The organism is Paraliobacillus sediminis (assembly GCF_003426055.1).
Map to the genome: position 1 here is coordinate 16147 of NZ_QJSI01000002.1, position 18301 is coordinate 34447.

At 34.9% G+C, this 18301-nt stretch carries 15 protein-coding genes, 1 other RNA gene and 1 other annotated feature; of the genes, 13 read left to right on the plus strand and 3 right to left on the minus strand.

The annotated features are described in order from the left end of the window. Positions 1–121 precede the first annotated feature (121 nt). Both D2K60_RS06020 and dtd read left to right on the plus strand, forming a co-directional pair. Complete coding sequence (locus tag D2K60_RS06020; RefSeq protein ID WP_117169134.1) at positions 122–2323, plus strand: RelA/SpoT family protein; 2202 nt, start codon at positions 122–124, stop codon at positions 2321–2323. A 23-nt stretch (positions 2324–2346) separates the two neighbouring features. Next, positions 2347–2790 (plus strand): D-aminoacyl-tRNA deacylase, encoded by a 444-nt coding sequence (gene dtd / locus D2K60_RS06025; RefSeq protein WP_117169135.1) that lies wholly within the window; start codon positions 2347–2349, stop codon positions 2788–2790. A 49-nt stretch (positions 2791–2839) separates the two neighbouring features. Here dtd and D2K60_RS06030 read toward each other — a convergent pair whose 3' ends face one another. Continuing rightward, positions 2840–3958 carry an N-acetylmuramoyl-L-alanine amidase family protein gene (locus D2K60_RS06030; protein ID WP_162880721.1) on the minus strand — a complete coding sequence of 373 codons (1119 nt, stop codon included), beginning with the start codon at positions 3956–3958 and terminating at the stop codon, positions 2840–2842. 97 nt (positions 3959–4055) lie between these two features. Between D2K60_RS06030 and D2K60_RS20610 the strand changes: the two genes are divergently transcribed. From D2K60_RS20610 to ssrS, 4 genes are all read left to right on the plus strand, one after another. After that, the gene (locus D2K60_RS20610) at positions 4056–4226 is read left to right on the plus strand and encodes a hypothetical protein (protein WP_162880722.1); all 171 of its coding nucleotides are present in this window, start codon (positions 4056–4058) and stop codon (positions 4224–4226) included. A 64-nt stretch (positions 4227–4290) separates the two neighbouring features. Beyond that, positions 4291–4516: a binding site (T-box leader), on the plus strand. Between the two features lie 65 nt (positions 4517–4581). Continuing rightward, complete coding sequence (gene hisS, locus D2K60_RS06035; RefSeq protein ID WP_240335267.1) at positions 4582–5862, plus strand: histidine--tRNA ligase; 1281 nt, start codon at positions 4582–4584, stop codon at positions 5860–5862. Continuing rightward, positions 5862–7646, plus strand: a complete 1785-nt coding sequence (gene aspS, locus D2K60_RS06040; RefSeq protein ID WP_117169137.1) for an aspartate--tRNA ligase — start codon at positions 5862–5864, stop codon at positions 7644–7646. The genes hisS and aspS overlap by 1 nt, the downstream gene beginning before the upstream one ends. Before the next feature lie 97 nt (positions 7647–7743). After that, positions 7744–7928, plus strand: a non-coding RNA gene (gene ssrS / locus D2K60_RS06045) — 6S RNA. Between the two features lie 60 nt (positions 7929–7988). Here the strand turns inward: ssrS and D2K60_RS06050 are convergent. Both D2K60_RS06050 and D2K60_RS06055 read right to left on the minus strand, forming a co-directional pair. Then, on the minus strand, positions 7989–8669 hold the full coding sequence (locus tag D2K60_RS06050) for an RsfA family transcriptional regulator (RefSeq protein ID WP_117169138.1): 681 nt from the start codon (positions 8667–8669) through the stop codon (positions 7989–7991). A gap of 186 nt (positions 8670–8855) precedes the next feature. Further along, positions 8856–10121 carry a replication-associated recombination protein A gene (locus D2K60_RS06055; RefSeq protein WP_117169139.1) on the minus strand — a complete coding sequence of 422 codons (1266 nt, stop codon included), beginning with the start codon at positions 10119–10121 and terminating at the stop codon, positions 8856–8858. Between the two features lie 279 nt (positions 10122–10400). On the opposite strand from D2K60_RS06055, the gene cymR reads away from it, so the two are divergent. The 7 genes from cymR (at position 10401) to D2K60_RS06090 (ending at position 18250) form a co-directional block, all read left to right on the plus strand. Next, entirely contained in the window at positions 10401–10820 is a 420-nt protein-coding gene (gene cymR / locus D2K60_RS06060) for a cysteine metabolism transcriptional regulator CymR (RefSeq protein WP_117169140.1), read from the plus strand. A gap of 170 nt (positions 10821–10990) precedes the next feature. After that, complete coding sequence (locus D2K60_RS06065) at positions 10991–12133, plus strand: cysteine desulfurase family protein (RefSeq protein ID WP_117169141.1); 1143 nt, start codon at positions 10991–10993, stop codon at positions 12131–12133. Positions 12134–12155: 22 nt separating this feature from the next. Further along, positions 12156–13265, plus strand: coding sequence for a tRNA 2-thiouridine(34) synthase MnmA (mnmA, locus tag D2K60_RS06070; RefSeq protein ID WP_117169142.1), 1110 nt, complete (start codon positions 12156–12158; stop codon positions 13263–13265). Positions 13266–13344: 79 nt separating this feature from the next. Further along, positions 13345–14013 carry a tetratricopeptide repeat protein gene (locus tag D2K60_RS06075; RefSeq protein WP_117169143.1) on the plus strand — a complete coding sequence of 223 codons (669 nt, stop codon included), beginning with the start codon at positions 13345–13347 and terminating at the stop codon, positions 14011–14013. 22 nt (positions 14014–14035) lie between these two features. Continuing rightward, positions 14036–16366 carry an SF1B family DNA helicase RecD2 gene (recD2, locus tag D2K60_RS06080; RefSeq protein ID WP_117169144.1) on the plus strand — a complete coding sequence of 777 codons (2331 nt, stop codon included), beginning with the start codon at positions 14036–14038 and terminating at the stop codon, positions 16364–16366. A gap of 588 nt (positions 16367–16954) precedes the next feature. Next, complete coding sequence (locus tag D2K60_RS06085) at positions 16955–17143, plus strand: hypothetical protein (RefSeq protein ID WP_117169145.1); 189 nt, start codon at positions 16955–16957, stop codon at positions 17141–17143. 39 nt (positions 17144–17182) lie between these two features. Further along, positions 17183–18250, plus strand: coding sequence for an AI-2E family transporter (locus tag D2K60_RS06090; RefSeq protein WP_117169146.1), 1068 nt, complete (start codon positions 17183–17185; stop codon positions 18248–18250). Positions 18251–18301 lie beyond the last annotated feature (51 nt).

Sequence of the window (18301 nt, forward strand, 5' to 3'; positions counted from 1 at the left end):
GTATCATTTGGACAAATCTTTTATTATACTATAATAAAGCTTCATGATTTTCGTTCTTATATATTTATATGGAAAATGTCATACTAAATGAACAGAGGCATAAGAGGGTAAAGGTGATAAAATGTCGAAAGAGAATATTTTGACAGCGCAAGATGTAATTGAAAAAGCTGCTCAATATCTTTCAGGTAAAGAGCTTGATTTTATTAGGCGTGCATATGAATATGCTAAAAAGGCACATGAGAACCAATTTAGGAAATCAGGCGAACCATATATTATCCACCCAGTTCAAGTGGCTGGAATTTTAGTTCACTTAGAACTAGATCCCGAAACGATTGCTGGTGGTTTTTTACATGATGTCGTGGAAGATACAGACATAACGATAGAAATGTTGCAAGAAAACTTTAATAATGAAGTTGCAATGTTAGTAGATGGTGTTACAAAATTAGGTAAAATTAAATACAAATCAAAAGAGGCACAGCAAGCAGAAAATCACCGCAAGATGTTCATTGCGATGGCAAAAGATATTCGTGTTATTTTGATAAAATTAGCTGATCGTTTGCATAATATGCGCACTTTAAAACACTTACCTCCCGAGAAACAAAGACGGATTTCAAATGAAACGCTGGAAATCTTCGCACCATTAGCACATCGATTAGGTATATCTGCTATAAAATGGGAACTGGAAGATACAGCTTTGCGCTATTTAAATCCTCAACAGTATTATCGTATTGTCAATTTGATGAAACAAAAGCGACAAGAACGTGAATTTTATATTGAAGAAGTTATGACAGAAGTGCAAAATCAATTAGTTGATATAAGTATTAAAGCTGAATTTTCTGGAAGACCAAAACATTTATATAGTATTTATCGTAAAATGGTATTACAAAATAAACAATTTAATGAGATTTATGATTTACTTGCAGTTCGAATAATTGTCGAGAGTATTAAAGATTGTTATGCCGTTTTAGGAATTATTCACACGTGTTGGAAACCTATGCCAGGGCGTTTTAAAGACTATATCGCTATGCCAAAACCTAATTTATATCAGTCATTACACACAACAGTGATTGGTCCTAAAGGCGCACCGCTAGAAGTGCAAATTCGAACAAAAGAAATGCATGAGATAGCTGAATATGGGATTGCAGCACATTGGGCTTATAAAGAGGGGAAACAAGTAGAGCAAACAAAAGGTAATTCAGAGAAGAAATTAGCTTGGTTTAGAGAGATTTTAGAGTGGCAAACAGAAACACATGATGCAGAAGAATTTATGGAATCACTAAAGGTCGATCTCTTCTCTGATATGGTATATGTTTTTACTCCAAAAGGAGATGTTATTGAACTGCCTGCTGGTTCGGTTCCCATTGATTTTTCCTATAAAATCCATACAGAAGTTGGAAACCAAACGATTGGTGCCCGGATAAACGGAAAAATGGAGCCATTAGATTATCAACTCAAGAATGGAGACATTGTTGAAGTCATCACATCAAAAAATTCATATGGCCCGTCACGTGATTGGGTGAAGATGGCACAAACATCTCAAGCTAAAAACAGAATTAAACAATTTTTCAAGAAACAACAACGAGATGAAAATGTAGTAAAAGGAAAAGAAATGGTTGATAAAGAAGTAAAAGCAACTGGTTTTGCTCTTAAAGATGCCATTACAACAGACAACTTAACTAGAGTTGCAGAACGTTTTAATTTTATAAGTATTGAAGATATGTACGCAGCTGTAGGATACCAAGGAATAACGGCTGCTCAAATTGCAACTCGTTTAACAGAAAAGTTGCGAAAAGAAGAACAAAATCAGGAGTTAGAGCAAATTTTAGAGGGTGCACAGAAAAAAACTGTAAAACAAAAAACTTCTCGTAAAAAAGACTCTGGTGTAAAAGTAGAAGGTATCGATAACTTATTAATACGACTATCAAAATGTTGTAATCCTGTACCAGGCGATAAGATTGTTGGATTTGTTACTAAAGGTCGTGGTGTTTCTGTGCATCGTGTGGATTGTCCTAATATTAAGACAGAGTTAACTGATGAACGTTTACTTTATGTAGAATGGGAAGATAGTAACACGGATATAAAACAATATCACGTTGATTTAGAAATAACTGGGTATGATCGTCGTGGTTTGTTAAATGACGTTTTACAGTCCGTAAACGAAATGCGAACAAATATTACTGCGGTGAACGGAAAGTCTGATCGAAATAAAATGGCAGTGATTCATTTAACTATTTTAATTCATAACTTAGGACATTTACGTAAAATTGTTGATCGATTGAAACAAATAAAAGACGTATATACAGTAGAACGTGTATTGCAATAGTAGTTTTAAAGGAGATATTTTTAATGAAGGCTGTTATTCAAAGGGTCAATCATGCAAACGTATCGGTAAAAGATGAACGAGTTGGAGAAATTGGACGAGGTTTAATGGTCTTACTTGGTGTCACGCACGAGGATACGTTAAAAGATGCAGATTACCTTGTTCAAAAAATTATTCACTTGCGTATTTTTGAAGATGATTCAGAAAAAATGAATCTCTCTGTAAAAGATGTAGAGGGAAGTATATTATCTGTTTCGCAGTTTACCTTATACGGAGATTGTCGAAAAGGTAGAAGACCCAATTTTATGAAAGCGGCTAAACCTGATTACGCAAAAGAGTGTTATGATTATTTTAATCAATCTATTGAAGAAGCTGGAATTCATTTAGAAAGTGGTTTATTTGGTGCCATGATGGATATAGAATTAGTTAATAGTGGTCCTGTTACACTTATATTAGATAGTAAAGAATAAATATAGTAAAAAAGTAGATCTTCCATCAGGAAAAATCTACTTTTTTTGTTTATTCATTAAATGAGTAATATCTTTGCAAACCAGCGATAATACCCTGTGCGATTTTCTTCTGGTAAGAAAGTGTTTGTATTTTTGATTCTTCTTCAACGTTTGATATGAATCCTAATTCCAACAGTAGTGAAGGACGATGATTTGTACGAATTACTTGATAGTCTCCATAATCAACTTGACGATCTTCTGCTACTAATGATTTTAATAATTCTTCATGCACTACATTAGCTAAAGCTTCATCACTATCGTTATAATAGTACGTGCTTATTCCGGCAGCATTTGGATATTGTGGTGTGCTATTATAATGTAAACTTAGAAACATGTCCGCATTCCAATAATTAGAAAAAGCTGCTCTACTTGTAAGTGTGTAATAATGATCATCATCACGCGTTAAATAAACAGTTGCTCCAAGTTGTTCTAGATAGGACTTCACCATTTCAACTGTACGTAACGTGTAATTTTTTTCGTAATTACCACCTGCACCAATTGCTCCAACATCCCTACCCCCATGGCCAGCATCTAGTACAATCACTTTATTTTGGAAAACCGAAGTTACATCTTTTTGAATTGGTGTGACATTTCCAACAACCCATGAAGGAACATAACCGGTTGTGTTATCCCACTCTATCTCAAACCAATCATTCTCGGATCGGATTGCGGAAATCTTTTCACCTTTAGCTAGTGTTGTGAGAATGTCTCCACTAGTAGATGGTTGACTACGAACGTTGGTTACTTGAAATTTTGTCATCAGATTGTTAAAAGTATTCTGCTCTTCAGGAACGCTTGCTGTATTTTCCTCTGTCGTTTCTGTTTCTTCTAGTTGATCAGATTCTTCATCCGTTTCCGATTCAGATAATAGGCTAACATATTCTGCTGAAACCCAAACTGTTTCAGAATTATATGAAAGTGCTATCCACTCTGATTGTTCTTCAATAACTTGGAAGATTTCTCCCGTGTTAACTTGTCCAACTATATCATAGTCTTCGCCAGGTCCACTTCTTAAATTTAGTCCATCAGCCGCAATCTTTACTTCTTGTGCATAGACTATAGATGAACTGGATAGACTAAAAATAAGAAGAAGGAAGAAGAAAAATATATGTTTTTGTCGTAGACGCATGGTGTACCTCCAAAAGTTTGTTAAAAGAATATATTGATAAACGCTATTGCAATTATAATAGAACAACTCTAAAATTACCATAAGGGAGTTAAACTTCATGCGAGTTAATGATAATCAGTCTACTAAATACAATAATGGACTGTTAAATGTGGATTTTCATCGGTTTATTGAACTTGACTCTGTAAGCAATAGTTTAGAAATTGCAGAGGAGTTAGGTATTTCATTAGATGATGTTAAAAAATTAAAAAGAAAATTAAATCGTTCTTGACAAGATAGCTTAGAAACAGTAATATTATAAACAATTCTTACAATTCGTGCGCGTTTATAAAGTGTTATATCCAATGAGGGAAAAAGTAGTTAAGAAATGCGACAAAAGAGAGTGATTCTCCTAGGCTGAAAGGGAATCCGGTTTAGCAACTTAACGAAAGACATTCCTTAGGATTTGTATTGAAAGCGAAGTAAATACAAACGTAGACAGGCGTTAACTGTTTCGAGTGGAAATGTGATGTATTACATTTCAACTAGGGTGGTAACACGGGTTAAACTCTCGTCCCTTCTTTATTGGAGGGACGGGAGTTTATTTATGTTTGAAAATAAGTAATGATTAACAGGGGGTTAAACAAATGATGAATGCGCCAAGAGGAACACAAGATTTATTACCAGGTGTAACCGAACAATGGCAATATGTTGAAGAGAAATTCAAGGAACTTTGTCGTACATATAATTATAAAGAAATTCGCACGCCGATATTTGAACACACAGAATTATTTCAACGGGGTGTTGGTGATACAACCGATATTGTGCAAAAAGAAATGTACACATTTCAAGACCGAGGAGATCGTAGTCTTACACTTAGACCAGAAGGAACCGCATCAGTTGTCAGAGCTTTTGTCCAACATAAATTATTTGGACATGCAACACAGCCGACAAAATTATTTTATGCAGGACCAATGTTCCGTTATGAACGACCACAACAAGGAAGAATGAGACAATTTGTTCAATTTGGTGTAGAAGCACTAGGAAGTGCAAATCCAGCAATTGATGCGGAAGTAATTTCACTTGCAATGTCTGTATATCAACAATTAGGATTACGTTCTTTACGATTGGTTATTAATAGTCTAGGAGATAATGAAAGTAGAACGAGTCATCGTAATGCTTTAATTGAGCACTTTGAACCACATAAAGAAGAGCTTTGTAATGATTGCCAATTACGATTAGAGAAAAATCCATTACGCGTTTTAGATTGTAAAAAGGATAAAGATCATCCGTCGATGGCAACAGCGCCATCTATATTAGATTACTTAAATGATGCATCACGTGATTATTTTGAACAGGTAAAGCAATTTTTAGATCAAATGAATATTGCCTATGTAGTAGATAAAAACTTAGTTAGAGGTTTAGATTATTATAATCATACTGCATTTGAAATTATGAGTGATGCCGATGGTTTTGGAGCAATTACAACCTTATCGGGTGGTGGCCGTTATAACGGTTTAGTCGAAGATTTAGGTGGGCCAGAAACACCTGGTATCGGTTTCGCGTTGAGTGTTGAGCGTTTATTAATGGCTCTTGAAGCAGAAAAACAAAGCTTGCCAATTGATACTAACCTAGAATGTTATGTTGTAACAATGGGTGAAAAGGCAGATCAAAGGGCAACTGGTTTAGTATATGAAATGAGACAAGCTGGGATCCAAGTGGACAAGGATTATCAATCGAAAAAAATGAAAGGTCAATTTAAAACAGCTGATCGTCTGAAAACAAAGTATGTATTAGTATTAGGTGATAATGAATTAGCTGAGAATAATATTAATGTCAAAGATATGACAACAGGTGAACAAGAGACAGTGAAGCTTGATAACGTGATTACACATATACAACAACTAATTACTGGGGGGAAAGTATAATGCAACAGGAGAGACAATTAGCAGGTACGATACGAACAACAGATGTTGGTTCAACGGTATGTCTAAAAGGTTGGGTTCAAAAACGTCGTGATCTTGGTGGGTTAATATTTATTGATTTCCGTGATCGTTCGGGAATAGTACAGATTGTATTTAACCCAACTGTATCTGAACAAGCTTTAACTGTCGCGGAATCAGTTCGAAGTGAATACGTATTAGAGGTTCATGGTGAAGTTGTCGAGCGTGAGGCATCGACGATAAATGATAAATTAAAAACTGGAAAAATCGAAATATTAGTTAATAAAGTGACTATTTTAAATGAATCCAAAAACCCGCCATTTTCCGTTCATGATGATAAAGAAATTGCGGAAGAATTGCGTTTGAAATATCGTTATCTTGATTTGCGCAGAGAATCAATGCAGCAAACATTTCGTCTTCGCCACCAAGCGACGCAAGTTATTCGTCAATTTTTAAATGATGAACAATACTTGGAGATGGAAACACCGATGCTTACAAAGAGTACTCCAGAGGGTGCAAGAGATTATCTCGTACCTAGTCGTGTACATCCAGGGCATTTTTATGCATTACCACAGTCACCACAATTATTCAAACAATTGCTAATGGTAGCAGGGTTTGAACGTTATTTCCAATTTGCGCGCTGTTTCCGTGATGAAGACTTACGTGCAGATCGTCAACCAGAATTCACCCAAATTGATATTGAAACATCATTTATGTCTAGTGATGAAATCATGGAGATGACAGAAAGAATGATGCTAAAATTAATGAAAGAAGTAAAAGGCGTCGATTTGACTTTACCTTTACCTCGAATCCGGTATGAAGAAGCGATGGAACGTTATGGTTCAGATAAACCAGATACACGTTTTGATATGGAACTAGTCGATCTATCTGATTTAGTCAAAACATCTGGGTTTAAGGTATTTGAAGGTGCAATTTCTTCAGGTGGTAAAGTGAGTGCGATTAATGTCAAAGGGCGTGCAAAAGATTATTCTCGTAAGGACATTGATAAATTAACGGATTTCGTTAAGATTTATGGTGCAAAGGGTTTGGCTTGGTTGAAGATAGAAGACAATGTCTTTAAAGGACCAATTGCTAAATTCTTTTCTGAAGCAGAACAAAGCGAGCTAATGGATAGACTTCAGGCAGATAACGATGATTTACTACTTTTTGTTGCGGATAAAAAGGCTATTGTCTATGATAGTCTAGGTGCGCTTCGTATGAAATTAGCAAAGGAATTACAATTGATTGATGAGAACCAGTTTAATTTCTTGTGGGTAACAGATTGGCCATTATTAGAATATGATGAAGCTGCTGGACGTTACTCCGCGGCACATCATCCTTTTACAATGCCTTTTATAGAAGATATTGATAAAATAGAAACGAATCCAGAGCAAGTAAAAGCGCAAGCTTATGATTTAGTGTTAAATGGTTTTGAGTTAGGTGGAGGATCATTACGTATTCATAAGAGAGACATACAAGATAAAATGTTTAAAGTACTAGGTTTCTCGAAAGAAGAGGCTGAATCACAATTTTCTTTCCTTTTAGAAGCACTAGAGTATGGTACTCCACCACATGGTGGTATTGCTTTAGGTTTTGACCGTATTATCATGCTTTTAGCAGGTAAAAACAATTTACGTGATACGATTCTATTTCCTAAAACTGCATCTGCTTCTGACTTATTAACAGATGCCCCTGGTAGTGTTAGCCAAGCACAGCTAGATGAGTTGCAATTACAATTGCAGAAAAAAGCAGAGACAACTAAAAAATAAATTGGAAGAAACTACTTGTTAAAATGCTTGAAATATACTGCTTTTTATGCTAATATATATTTATAAGTTAATAAATAATAAGTAAAAAATGATAGTAATAATCCTGATGTGTTCGTTGAATTATTAATGTTTTGACCGAACATTTATAATTACGGGAGCCGATCGTTTTTATATGGCGTACATGCCTTTTAACTAAAGGACGTATAAGATATAAAACATGGCACCCACCTGCAAATAGGCGGGCTCAAAACTTTTTACAAAGACGGCACAATCGGGATTAAACTATCATACATAAATTAAAAGCATCCTTACCTTCATTAATTGGAGGAGGATGCTTTTTTGTTATCGAGCAACTTGTTCTAAATTACCGTTTTTCTCCATTCTGAATGCTGGAGATGCATTGTCATTTTTATCATCAAACACAACCATTTTTCGTGCTCTGTCCATGATTTGTAAGAAAGCTTGATAATCTGCTTGTACAGTTTCCAATTGTTTTCCTAATAGTTTTACTTCTTTTTGTAGTTGTTGGTTCTCGTTTGATAAATTAGTATTTTCTTCTTGTAGTTTTGCTTCATTATGTTTTGCTCGATTGGAGTAATCAACACTCTTTTTCAATGATCTTAAATAACGAATAACACTATCTAAATCGATTGTCTCTGACTCTCTTGCATAAGAAAAATTCGGCTCTTCCATTGTTGGCTCTGTAATTGATGTGTTGGTTTCCTCTAATGGTATGCTTTCATTCTTCCAAAGCATAGAATGAGTAGGTTGTTTCTGCTCTGTTGCATATTGACGTTTTTTTTCTTTTCTTTGTCTTTTTGCAATTGCAACAGCTTGATCATAACGCTGACGAACTTCTGCATTCCAGCGAAATCCGCAAGCAGCAGATGTGCGATTTAATCTATCTCCTACTTCTTCAAATGCATTTAATTGTGTGCTACCTTCTCGAATATGACGTAAAACGGTTTCTGCGAGTAGCAAATCATCTTCGTGTGACCACGCATCTTGTCTAACTTTTGCCAATTCAATTCACTCCTTTTGATTCGATACTATCTAGTAAATTTGCTTATAAAACTAGTGCTAAAACTAGTTATTTAACTACTAAAAGTGCTTGTTAATAAGAGATCCATATAAAATGGATACTAGTTAAATGCACATTTATAAAGCTGTTTTTACTAGTATGTTCGATTCGGAATAGAATTATACAAGTTATCCTTTTAATTTATCATAGATTTGTTTCAGTGCTCGTTCAAATTTGCTTGTTTGTTTCGGTTGATAATATCTTTTATTCTTAATTTTATCTGGTAGATATTGTTGCTTTACCCAGCCACTTTCATATTGGTGTGGATATTTGTAGTCGACTCCACGACCCAATGTTTTTGCTCCTTGATAATGTGCATCTTTTAAATGATCTGGTATATCACCAGTATCACTATTTCGGATATCTGCCAAAGCTTGATCAAGTGCGGAATAAGCGGAATTTGATTTAGGTGAGAGACAGAGCTCAACTATCGCTACAGATAAAGGAATACGAGCTTCTGGAAATCCTACACGCTCAGCTGCTTGAACAGCAGCTAGTGCTCTAGGGCCAGCTTGCGGGTTAGCAATTCCTATGTCTTCATACGCACAAATAATCATTCTACGGGCGATGCTCTCCAAATCTCCAGCTTCTATTAATCTGCCTAAATAGTGAAGTGCGGCATTGACATCACTACCTCGAATTGATTTTTGGAAAGCTGATAAAACATCATAATGTGCATCACCGTTTTTATCATGAGAGAAACTTTTCTTTTGCATACATGCTTCAGCAACTTCTAATGTTATATCAATAATTTGATCTTTATTAACTGGCGTTGAGTAGGCAGCTAATTCAAGCCCATTTAATGCTGCTCGTAAGTCACCATTTGCTGATTGAGCAAAATGATCAAGGGCTTCGTCTGTAATATCAATTTGCATTGATCCAATTCCGTCCTCTGCGTCACCAAGTGCACGGGTTATGGCTTTTTTAACATCTATTGGTTCTAACTTGGATAATTCAAACAAGTGAACGCGACTTCGAATTGCTGGATTTATTGAATGGTATGGATTGCTTGTTGTACAACCAATTAAAGTAATTAAATTACTTTCTAGATGAGGTAATAGGAAATCTTGTTTCGCTTTATCTAAACGATGTACTTCATCTAAAATTAAAACAAGTTGGCCCGACATTTTAGCTTCCTCAACGGCAATTTCCATGTCTTTTTTTTTATCAATAACTGCGTTTAATACTTTAAAACGAAGGTTCAAACTTTTTGCTAAAGCCATTGCCATCGATGTTTTTCCAGTTCCAGGTGGGCCGAATAGAATCATCGATGATAATCTGTTTGCTTCAATCATCCGCTGAATCATTTTCCCTTTTCCGACTAAATCGGTTTGTCCGATGATGTCATCTATGTGTTTCGGTCGCATACGGAATGCGAGCGGTTGTTTTGCCATTGATGTTAACTCCTTTAATGGATTTAAATACTTGACTTCTTAACTAATAATCGATAGAATTATTTTTTGTTTTCAAACTGTCTATTTAAGAGGGTATCATATTTTCTCTAGCGTACTGATAACGTTTGAAAAATGCAAGGAATATGTCATTCGTGCTATACTAATCTCATAATAGAAGATAAAAAGAATTTTATTTAATAAAAGAATTAATGATGCTATATGCTATCTATGGATAAGTTTTTAGAGTTATTGTTAGTTTGTAAATAGGGAGTGTAAAATATGAAAATTTCGACTAAGGGTCGCTACGGTTTAACAATCATGATCGAGCTAGCCAAAAGGGTTGGAGAAGGTCCAGTTTCTTTAAAAACAATTGCAAATGAAAATAGTCTGTCAGAGCATTATTTAGAACAATTAGTACCACCTTTACGAAATGCAGGTTTAGTAAAGAGTGTTCGTGGTGCATATGGTGGTTATTTACTTGCAAAAGAAGCAAAAGAAATAACAGCTGGAGATATTATTCGTATTTTAGAAGGACCGATTACACCTGTAGAAGGTATAGAAGATGAAGAGCCTGCAAAGCAAGCCTTGTGGATACGTGTTAGAGATGCTGTTAAAGATGTATTAGATACTACTACATTAGAAGATTTGCGAAAACATGGCGATGACGATAGCCACGAACCGCATATGTTTTATATATAAATGACTCGACGTTCTCACCAAAAAAATAAATGATACTCGTTGACTGTTTTACGTTTGAAGCATAGCTGTTTTATTGCTTGAAAGACTTTAAAAAAGCCTGCTTCTAAAAGATTGACGTTTTAAGACTTATTTGCCAGTTTAAACTATAGATAAGGAAAGAAGGCAGACTAATGGATGCAATTTACTTGGATCACGCAGCGACTTCTCCTGTACACCCAGATGTGATACAAGCGATGCTTCCTGTGATGGAACAGACATTTGGAAATCCATCAAGTATTCATCAATTTGGACGAAAGGCTAGACAATTACTAGATGAAGCTAGAAATACAGCAGCACAAAGTATTCAAGCTTCAGAAAAAAACATTATTTTCACAAGTGGTGGAACAGAAGCTGATAATTTAGCTTTACTTGGAACTGCATGGGCAAATAAAGATAAAGGCAAACATATTATTACAACAAAAATAGAGCATCATGCTAATTTGCACGCAGCTGAATCACTAGAAAAACAGGGATTTCATGTCACTTATTTACCTGTGCAACAAACAGGACAAGTAGCGATTGAAGACTTACGTGCTGCTTTAACAGATCAAACCATTTTAGTGTCTATCATGATGGTAAACAATGAGACAGGAGTCATTCAGCCTATTCGCGAGATTGGTGAGATTCTCAAGGAGCATCAAGCTTATTTTCATACTGATGCAGTCCAAGCCTATGGTATTTGTGATATTGATGTGAACGAATTAGGTGTGGATTTGTTAACTGTTTCATCACACAAGGTAAATGGACCTAAAGGTACCGGTTTTCTTTATATAAAAGATGGTGTACGAATAAAAACAATGCAATTTGGAGGCGAACAAGAACGGAAACGTCGACCAGGAACTGAGAATGTCACAAATATTGTTGGTTTTCAAAAAGCAATAGAGTTAATTATTCAAGATAAAAAGCAACGACTGGATGATTATCAAGCTTATAAAGAAACGCTTTTGGGAATGTTAGAAAAAGAAAAAGTACATTATTCTATTAATGGTGAAAATACAGTGACAGTCCCAACAATTGTAAATATAAGCTTTCCAGGAGCTAATGTGGAGTCTTTATTGATGAACTTTGATTTAGCAGGAATTGCGGCTTCGAGTGGTAGTGCTTGTACAGCAGGATCTGTAGAACCTTCGCATGTGTTAGCTGCAATGTATGGTAATGAAGATGAGCGAACAGTAAATTCTATTCGATTTAGCTTTGGTTTAGCTAACGACAAGGAACAAATTGAAGAAGCTGCTACTAAAATAGCAGCTATTGTAAATCGAGTTGTATCATAAAATTAGTAAGGTGGTGAAAGAAATGGAAGATAATAAAAATACACGTGTTGTAGTAGGCATGAGTGGCGGAGTAGATTCATCCGTTACAGCACTTTTACTAAAAGAACAAGGCTATGATGTAGTAGGTATTTTCATGAAAAACTGGGACGATACCGATGAATTTGGTGTTTGCACGGCAACAGAAGATTTCAATGATGTTATTCGTGTCTGTAATCAACTGGATATTCCATATTATGGTGTTAATTTTGAAAAACAATACTGGGATAAAGTATTTACTTACTTCCTAGACGAATATAAAGCTGGACGCACACCAAATCCAGATGTAATGTGTAATAAAGAAATTAAATTTAAAGCATTTCTTGAACACGCGTTATCTCTAGGTGCTGATTATGTGGCAACTGGACATTATGCGCAAGTGAGTAAAGACGGTGATCGAATCGAAATGTTACGTGGTGTTGATTCAAATAAAGATCAAACCTATTTCTTAAATCAATTATCTGCAGATGTTTTAGAGAAAGTAATGTTCCCACTAGGTCACTTACCGAAAAAAGAAGTACGTCGTATTGCAAAAGAGCATGACCTTGCAACAGCAACTAAAAAAGATAGTACGGGTATTTGTTTTATTGGAGAACGAAACTTCAAAGAATTCTTGAGTGAATATTTGCCAGCACAACCAGGATTTATGCGTACCATGAATGGTGTGAATCAAGGGAAACATGAGGGCTTGATGTATTACACTATTGGGCAACGACAAGGATTAGGAATAGGTGGCCCTGGTGGCCCATGGTTTGTAGTCGGAAAAGACCTTAAAGAAAATGTCTTATTTGTAGAGCAAGGGTATGAAAATGATTACCTTTATTCAGATGGATTAGTCGCAACTGACTTAAATTGGATTAATGAAACACCGAAAGAAGCGTTTACTTGTACAGCAAAATTCCGTTATCGTCAAGATGATAGTAAAGTAACGGTAATTCCATTGGCTGATAATAAAGTACGTGTCGTTTTTGATCAAAAAGAACGTGCAATTACGCCTGGACAAGCTGTTGTATTCTATGATGGTGAGGTTTGTCTTGGTGGCGGAACCATTGATGAAATTTTTAAAGATGAAGTAATGTTAGATTACGTTGGCTAATAATTTAAAATACAGAACAGATTAACATTCCTCTGTTCTGTATTTTTCTGTATAATAAAGATAGAGAGAGGGTTTAAATATGGAAGAAACAAATAAGGGTATCCAGTTTATGCAAGAAGGAAAATTTGAAGAAGCAGCTAGTTGTTTTAATAAAGTGATTGAAGAAGCACCGGAAGATCCAGTAGGGTATATCAATTTTGGTAACTTACTATTACATATGAATGATAATGAGAGAGCGGAGCGCTTTTTCGTTAAAGCTATTACATTAGATGAAAAAGCGGGAACTGCATATTATGGTCTTGGTAATCTCTATTTTGAACAAGAGGATCTTAAACGCGCACAAATGAATTATCAAAAGGCAATTGATAGTGGATTAGAAGAAGCTGATGTATATTTCATGCAAGGTTTAACGCTTCAACAACAAGAACATGACAAACTATCACTCGTCTACTTCCAACGGGCGAAAGAATTAAATCCAATAGATGAAGCAATTTTATTTCAATATGGATTAACCTTAGCTCAAACAGATCAATTAGCACTAGCAAAAAGTATGTTTGAAGCGGTATTAGAACTTGATCAGACACATAGTGATGCACATTATAATTTAGGGGTTGCAATTTTATTTGAAGACAAGCCTGAAGAAGCGTTAGTGCACTTATCTAAAGCAGTTGAACTACAACCAGATCATATCTTAGCAATAGATGCTAAATCCAAAGTAGAAATGTTAATCGAACAATCGAATCAATAAATAGCAGAGGGGTATTTTAGTAATGGAGGACAATAACAATAAAGTGGAAGAGAATTATATAAAAGGGGAACTAATTCATATGATTTTCACTAATCATAAAGAACACTTTTCCATTGCTAAAATTAAAGTGCTCCAGACTAATGAAGAGTTCTCTGAAAAAGAGGTTGTCATAAAAGGCTATTTTAATCAACTGAACATGGGTGAACCATATGTCTTTCGTGGGGATTTTATTAAACATAAAAAATTCGGTCTACAGTATCAAGTAGTGCATTACGAACGTTATATTCCAGACACGGAAGAAGGATTAGTTGCTTATTTATCAAGTGAATTATTTCACGGAGTCGGTAAAAAAACGGCCGAACGGATCGTTAAAAAACTTGGTGAAACAGCTGTCTCTAAAATATTGAAAGATCCTAGTCTATTAGATGATATTCGAGGCTTAACGAAGGTTAGAGCAGAGGGACTACATCAAAAATTACAAGAACATCAAGGGTTTGAACACGTTGTTGTTCGCCTCTCTAAATATGGGTTTGGATTAAAAATGGCTCAAAAAATATATCAAGCGTACAAAGATGAAGCGATAAACATTTTAGAATCAAATCCTTATCAATATGTTTTTGATATTGATGGCGTTGGTTTTCAACGTGCAGATGAAGTAGCGAAACAACATAACATTGAAATGAATCATCCGAGTAGAATTCAGGCAGGTTGCATGTTTTGTTTACAAGATTCAACACAGAATGGACATGTTTATCTTCCAATTGGAGAATTAATCGAAGAAGCAAGTCGGTTAATACAAGCGCAACGTTACCAGATAAGTGAAGCGGAAATTCGGACGGAAATTCAAGCTTTAAACGAAGAAAAACAATTAATATTGGAAGAAAATGAAAAAGTATTTCTACCAATTTTATATTATGCTGAAGCAGGATTTACAACGCAACTAAATCGAGTTCTTGAACAAGAAATAGAAGATGAAGTTGTGGAAGCAGAATTATTAAAAATTGTTGGTCAAATTGAAGAAGATGAAGTATTAAGTTATGGCATAGAACAATTTGATGCCATTAAACAAGCTTTAACTGAAAAAGTGATGATTCTTACAGGTGGACCAGGTACGGGTAAAACGACAGTAATTAAAGGTATTATTAAGTCATATGAACAGTTATATGATTTGTCTGCCGATATCGGTAAATATGATAATAAAGCAGATTTCCCATTTGTATTAACAGCTCCAACTGGAAGGGCTGCAAAAAGGATGAATGAATCTACAGGTTTACCCGCTGTTACAATTCATCGATTACTCGGCTGGGATGGAAATGAATCGTTTGAAAAAGACGAAGATAATCAACTTAATGGTAAATTGTTAGTAATTGATGAGTTTTCGATGGTTGATGTCTTTTTAGCCAATCAATTATTTAAAGCAATACCCAAAGCGATGCAAGTGTTAATAGTCGGCGATGAAGATCAATTACCATCAGTAGGTCCAGGACAAGTATTAGCAGACCTACTTGCAAGTGAATTGGTACCTGCAGTTAAATTGGAAGAAGTTTACCGGCAAAAAGAAGGTTCAAAAATTATTCAACTAGCACATGAAATGAAACAAAAAAAATTAACGAAAGATTCACTTCAAAAAGCAAGTGATTTTAACTTTATTGCTTGTAATGAAGGACACGTAGTAGATGTTGTGAAACAAATTGTGACAAAAGCGCATGAAAAGGGTGTTGACCTTAAAGATATTCAGGTACTGGCTCCAATGTATCGATCTCAGGCAGGCATACATCAGTTAAATGAGGAAATTCAAAAATTAGTAAATCCTAAAAGAAAAGATCGGCGTGAGTTAAGAGCAAAAGATGTTACCTTTCGTACTGGAGACAAAGTTATTCAATTGGTTAACCAGGCTGAAGACGGTGTCTTTAATGGAGATATTGGTGAAATAACAGCTATTTTTCAAGAAGATGAAAATGTAGACCAAGTTGAACAAGTAGTCGTCTCATTTGATGAAAAAGATGTCGTTTATGAACGGAAAGATTTATTAAATTTAATGCATGCTTATTGTATTTCAATCCATAAGTCGCAAGGTAGTGAGTTTCCTATTGTTATATTACCTGTTGTTCCAGGTTACCGTCGAATGCTTCGTAAGAATTTATTATACACGGCATTAACGCGTGCGAAACAGTCTCTAATAATTTGTGGTGACAAACAAGCTTTTCTTTATGGTGTGCAAGAAGAAGATACAAACAAACGATATACAACTTTAACTAGTAAATTAAAGCTTATGATAGACCAAGATCAAAAGCTTCAAACAGATACCGAGAATGAAGAGGAAAGTGCTATATCCCCTTATGATTTCTTATAAATAAAATAGAAGACACACCATACAAATCGCTGTATGGTGTGTTTTTATGTTTAAAAGATTGTAACTCAACTTTCCCCTCAAAAATATAAGCGCTAATCGTTGCCTATATTAAGTTTAGCGTATAGCGTTACATTGCTTGAAAGTCTTTAAAAAAGCCCACTTTCTAATAGGTAGTCGCTTATTAGAAAACAACTATAAACTCCGACGTAAACTTTCTTATTTCGCTAGGTCAGCAAATGGTCTCGCTTTCCGTGGGAACAGCACGGACTGAAGATCCACTTAGTAAAGCGACTTTTGCTTTACTAAGTTAGCTGAAGTCGTGCCCACGGAAAGCGAAGTATATTTCCAGAGCGGTATGTCGCACTATCATTATCTATCACATTCGTAAAATGGCTCGCAATAATACTTACGAAAGGAGCACGAAGTCAACTTTAATTTTGGATTGTGAGACTTCTCAAGTTTACCAAGACTTAAATGCCTGTTCCACTCTGAAAAAGTTGAGATTGTAATAATGCTAGTTGAATAAATCACAAATAAAGTGGAAAGAATAGCAGTAACGGTTTATTAGTCAAAAGGAGCGCGGAATAAATGTATTGTCCAAATTGTAAGGGAAAAAACATTGGAAAAATAGGTAATCAACATTATTATTGTTGGAATTGTTTTATTGAACTTACCGTAATGGAAGGTGTTTTTAATATGCATGAAGTCGAGGAGGATGGTTCACTTAGTTCACTTGATGACCTTTTTACGGAGGAAGATAGGAAAACACAATGGTAAACCAATCTCGTTACCCTTTATTAAGGAGATAAATTACGAATGTTCGATCAAAAAAAAGCAATAAAATGGCTCTATCGGATTGTATTTGGTATCTTATTACTCCTGTTCTTCTATTTAATGCTCAAACTATATCCATTCTATCATTCTGTTTTAGTTAGTCTATTGCATATAAGTACACCATTTATAATAGCAAGTATTGTTGCTTTTTTGTTACACCCACTTGTTGAGAAAATACACGCATATCACATACCACGTTGGTTGGCTATCACACTTATCTATCTTCTATTTATCACTAGCTTAGGGTATATTGCATATCATATATTCCCAGCATTTGTATTGCAATTAAAAGATTTACAAAAGAATTTACCTGAATTTATTCATACATATCGTACAACGATTTATCAATTTTATGAAAGTACATCCTTTTTACCAGAAGCATTTCACGATCGGATGGATATGTTTTTTAATCAATTAGAAGAATTTATAACAGGATATGTAACATCTCTCTTAAAAAAAGCTACCAAGATAATGGATTTATTTATTATAATCGCTGTTATTCCAGTCTTGGTATTTTATATGTTAAAAGACTATAAGTTAATAAAAACTGCTACGGTTAAATTGATTCCTGCTAGGTATCGAGAAGATAGTAAAGTTTTAGGTCCTGCGATTAATAAAACGATAGGTGCTTATATTAGAGGACAGTTGCTTGTTTGTTTATTTGTTGGGTTAACAACCTATATTATTTTTCTTATTATAGATATGAATTATCCCATTATATTAGCAAGCTTGATGGGGATAACCAATATCATACCTTACTTCGGTCCTATCATTGGCGCCGTACCAGCGGTAATTCTTGCTTTTACTATGTCTATGAAGCAAGTCATCTATGTCATATTAGGAGTGATTGTTGTCCAACTGATAGAAGGAAATCTACTTTCTCCTTATATTGTTGGTAAGAGTGTTCATCTACATCCGATAATTATAATTTTCGCCTTACTAGTAGGCGGAGAAGTAGCGGGAATAATTGGGATGATTGTGGCTATTCCTTTTGTAACAGTTCTCAAAGTTATTGTTAAGCATATGAAGGAGTTTAGATCTACGGATTGACATATGTTTAATTATTATCTATAATATGCTAGCAAGTAACATGACGTAAAT

Excerpts from the sequence above, each read along its gene's own strand:
- D2K60_RS06065 (WP_117169141.1), top strand. The coding sequence starts at position 10,991 with ATGGATGCAATTTACTTGGATCACGCAGCGACTTCTCCTGTACACCCA.
- hisS (WP_240335267.1), top strand. The coding sequence starts at position 4,582 with ATGATGAATGCGCCAAGAGGAACACAAGATTTATTACCAGGTGTAACC.
- D2K60_RS06055 (WP_117169139.1), bottom strand. The coding sequence starts at position 10,121 with ATGGCAAAACAACCGCTCGCATTCCGTATGCGACCGAAACACATAGAT.
- D2K60_RS06020 (WP_117169134.1), top strand. The coding sequence starts at position 122 with ATGTCGAAAGAGAATATTTTGACAGCGCAAGATGTAATTGAAAAAGCT.
- D2K60_RS20610 (WP_162880722.1), top strand. The coding sequence starts at position 4,056 with ATGCGAGTTAATGATAATCAGTCTACTAAATACAATAATGGACTGTTA.
- recD2 (WP_117169144.1), top strand. The coding sequence starts at position 14,036 with ATGGAGGACAATAACAATAAAGTGGAAGAGAATTATATAAAAGGGGAA.
- D2K60_RS06090 (WP_117169146.1), top strand. The coding sequence starts at position 17,183 with ATGTTCGATCAAAAAAAAGCAATAAAATGGCTCTATCGGATTGTATTT.
- mnmA (WP_117169142.1), top strand. The coding sequence starts at position 12,156 with ATGGAAGATAATAAAAATACACGTGTTGTAGTAGGCATGAGTGGCGGA.
- cymR (WP_117169140.1), top strand. The coding sequence starts at position 10,401 with ATGAAAATTTCGACTAAGGGTCGCTACGGTTTAACAATCATGATCGAG.
- D2K60_RS06030 (WP_162880721.1), bottom strand. The coding sequence starts at position 3,958 with ATGCGTCTACGACAAAAACATATATTTTTCTTCTTCCTTCTTCTTATT.
- dtd (WP_117169135.1), top strand. The coding sequence starts at position 2,347 with ATGAAGGCTGTTATTCAAAGGGTCAATCATGCAAACGTATCGGTAAAA.
- D2K60_RS06075 (WP_117169143.1), top strand. The coding sequence starts at position 13,345 with ATGGAAGAAACAAATAAGGGTATCCAGTTTATGCAAGAAGGAAAATTT.
- D2K60_RS06085 (WP_117169145.1), top strand. The coding sequence starts at position 16,955 with ATGTATTGTCCAAATTGTAAGGGAAAAAACATTGGAAAAATAGGTAAT.
- aspS (WP_117169137.1), top strand. The coding sequence starts at position 5,862 with ATGCAACAGGAGAGACAATTAGCAGGTACGATACGAACAACAGATGTT.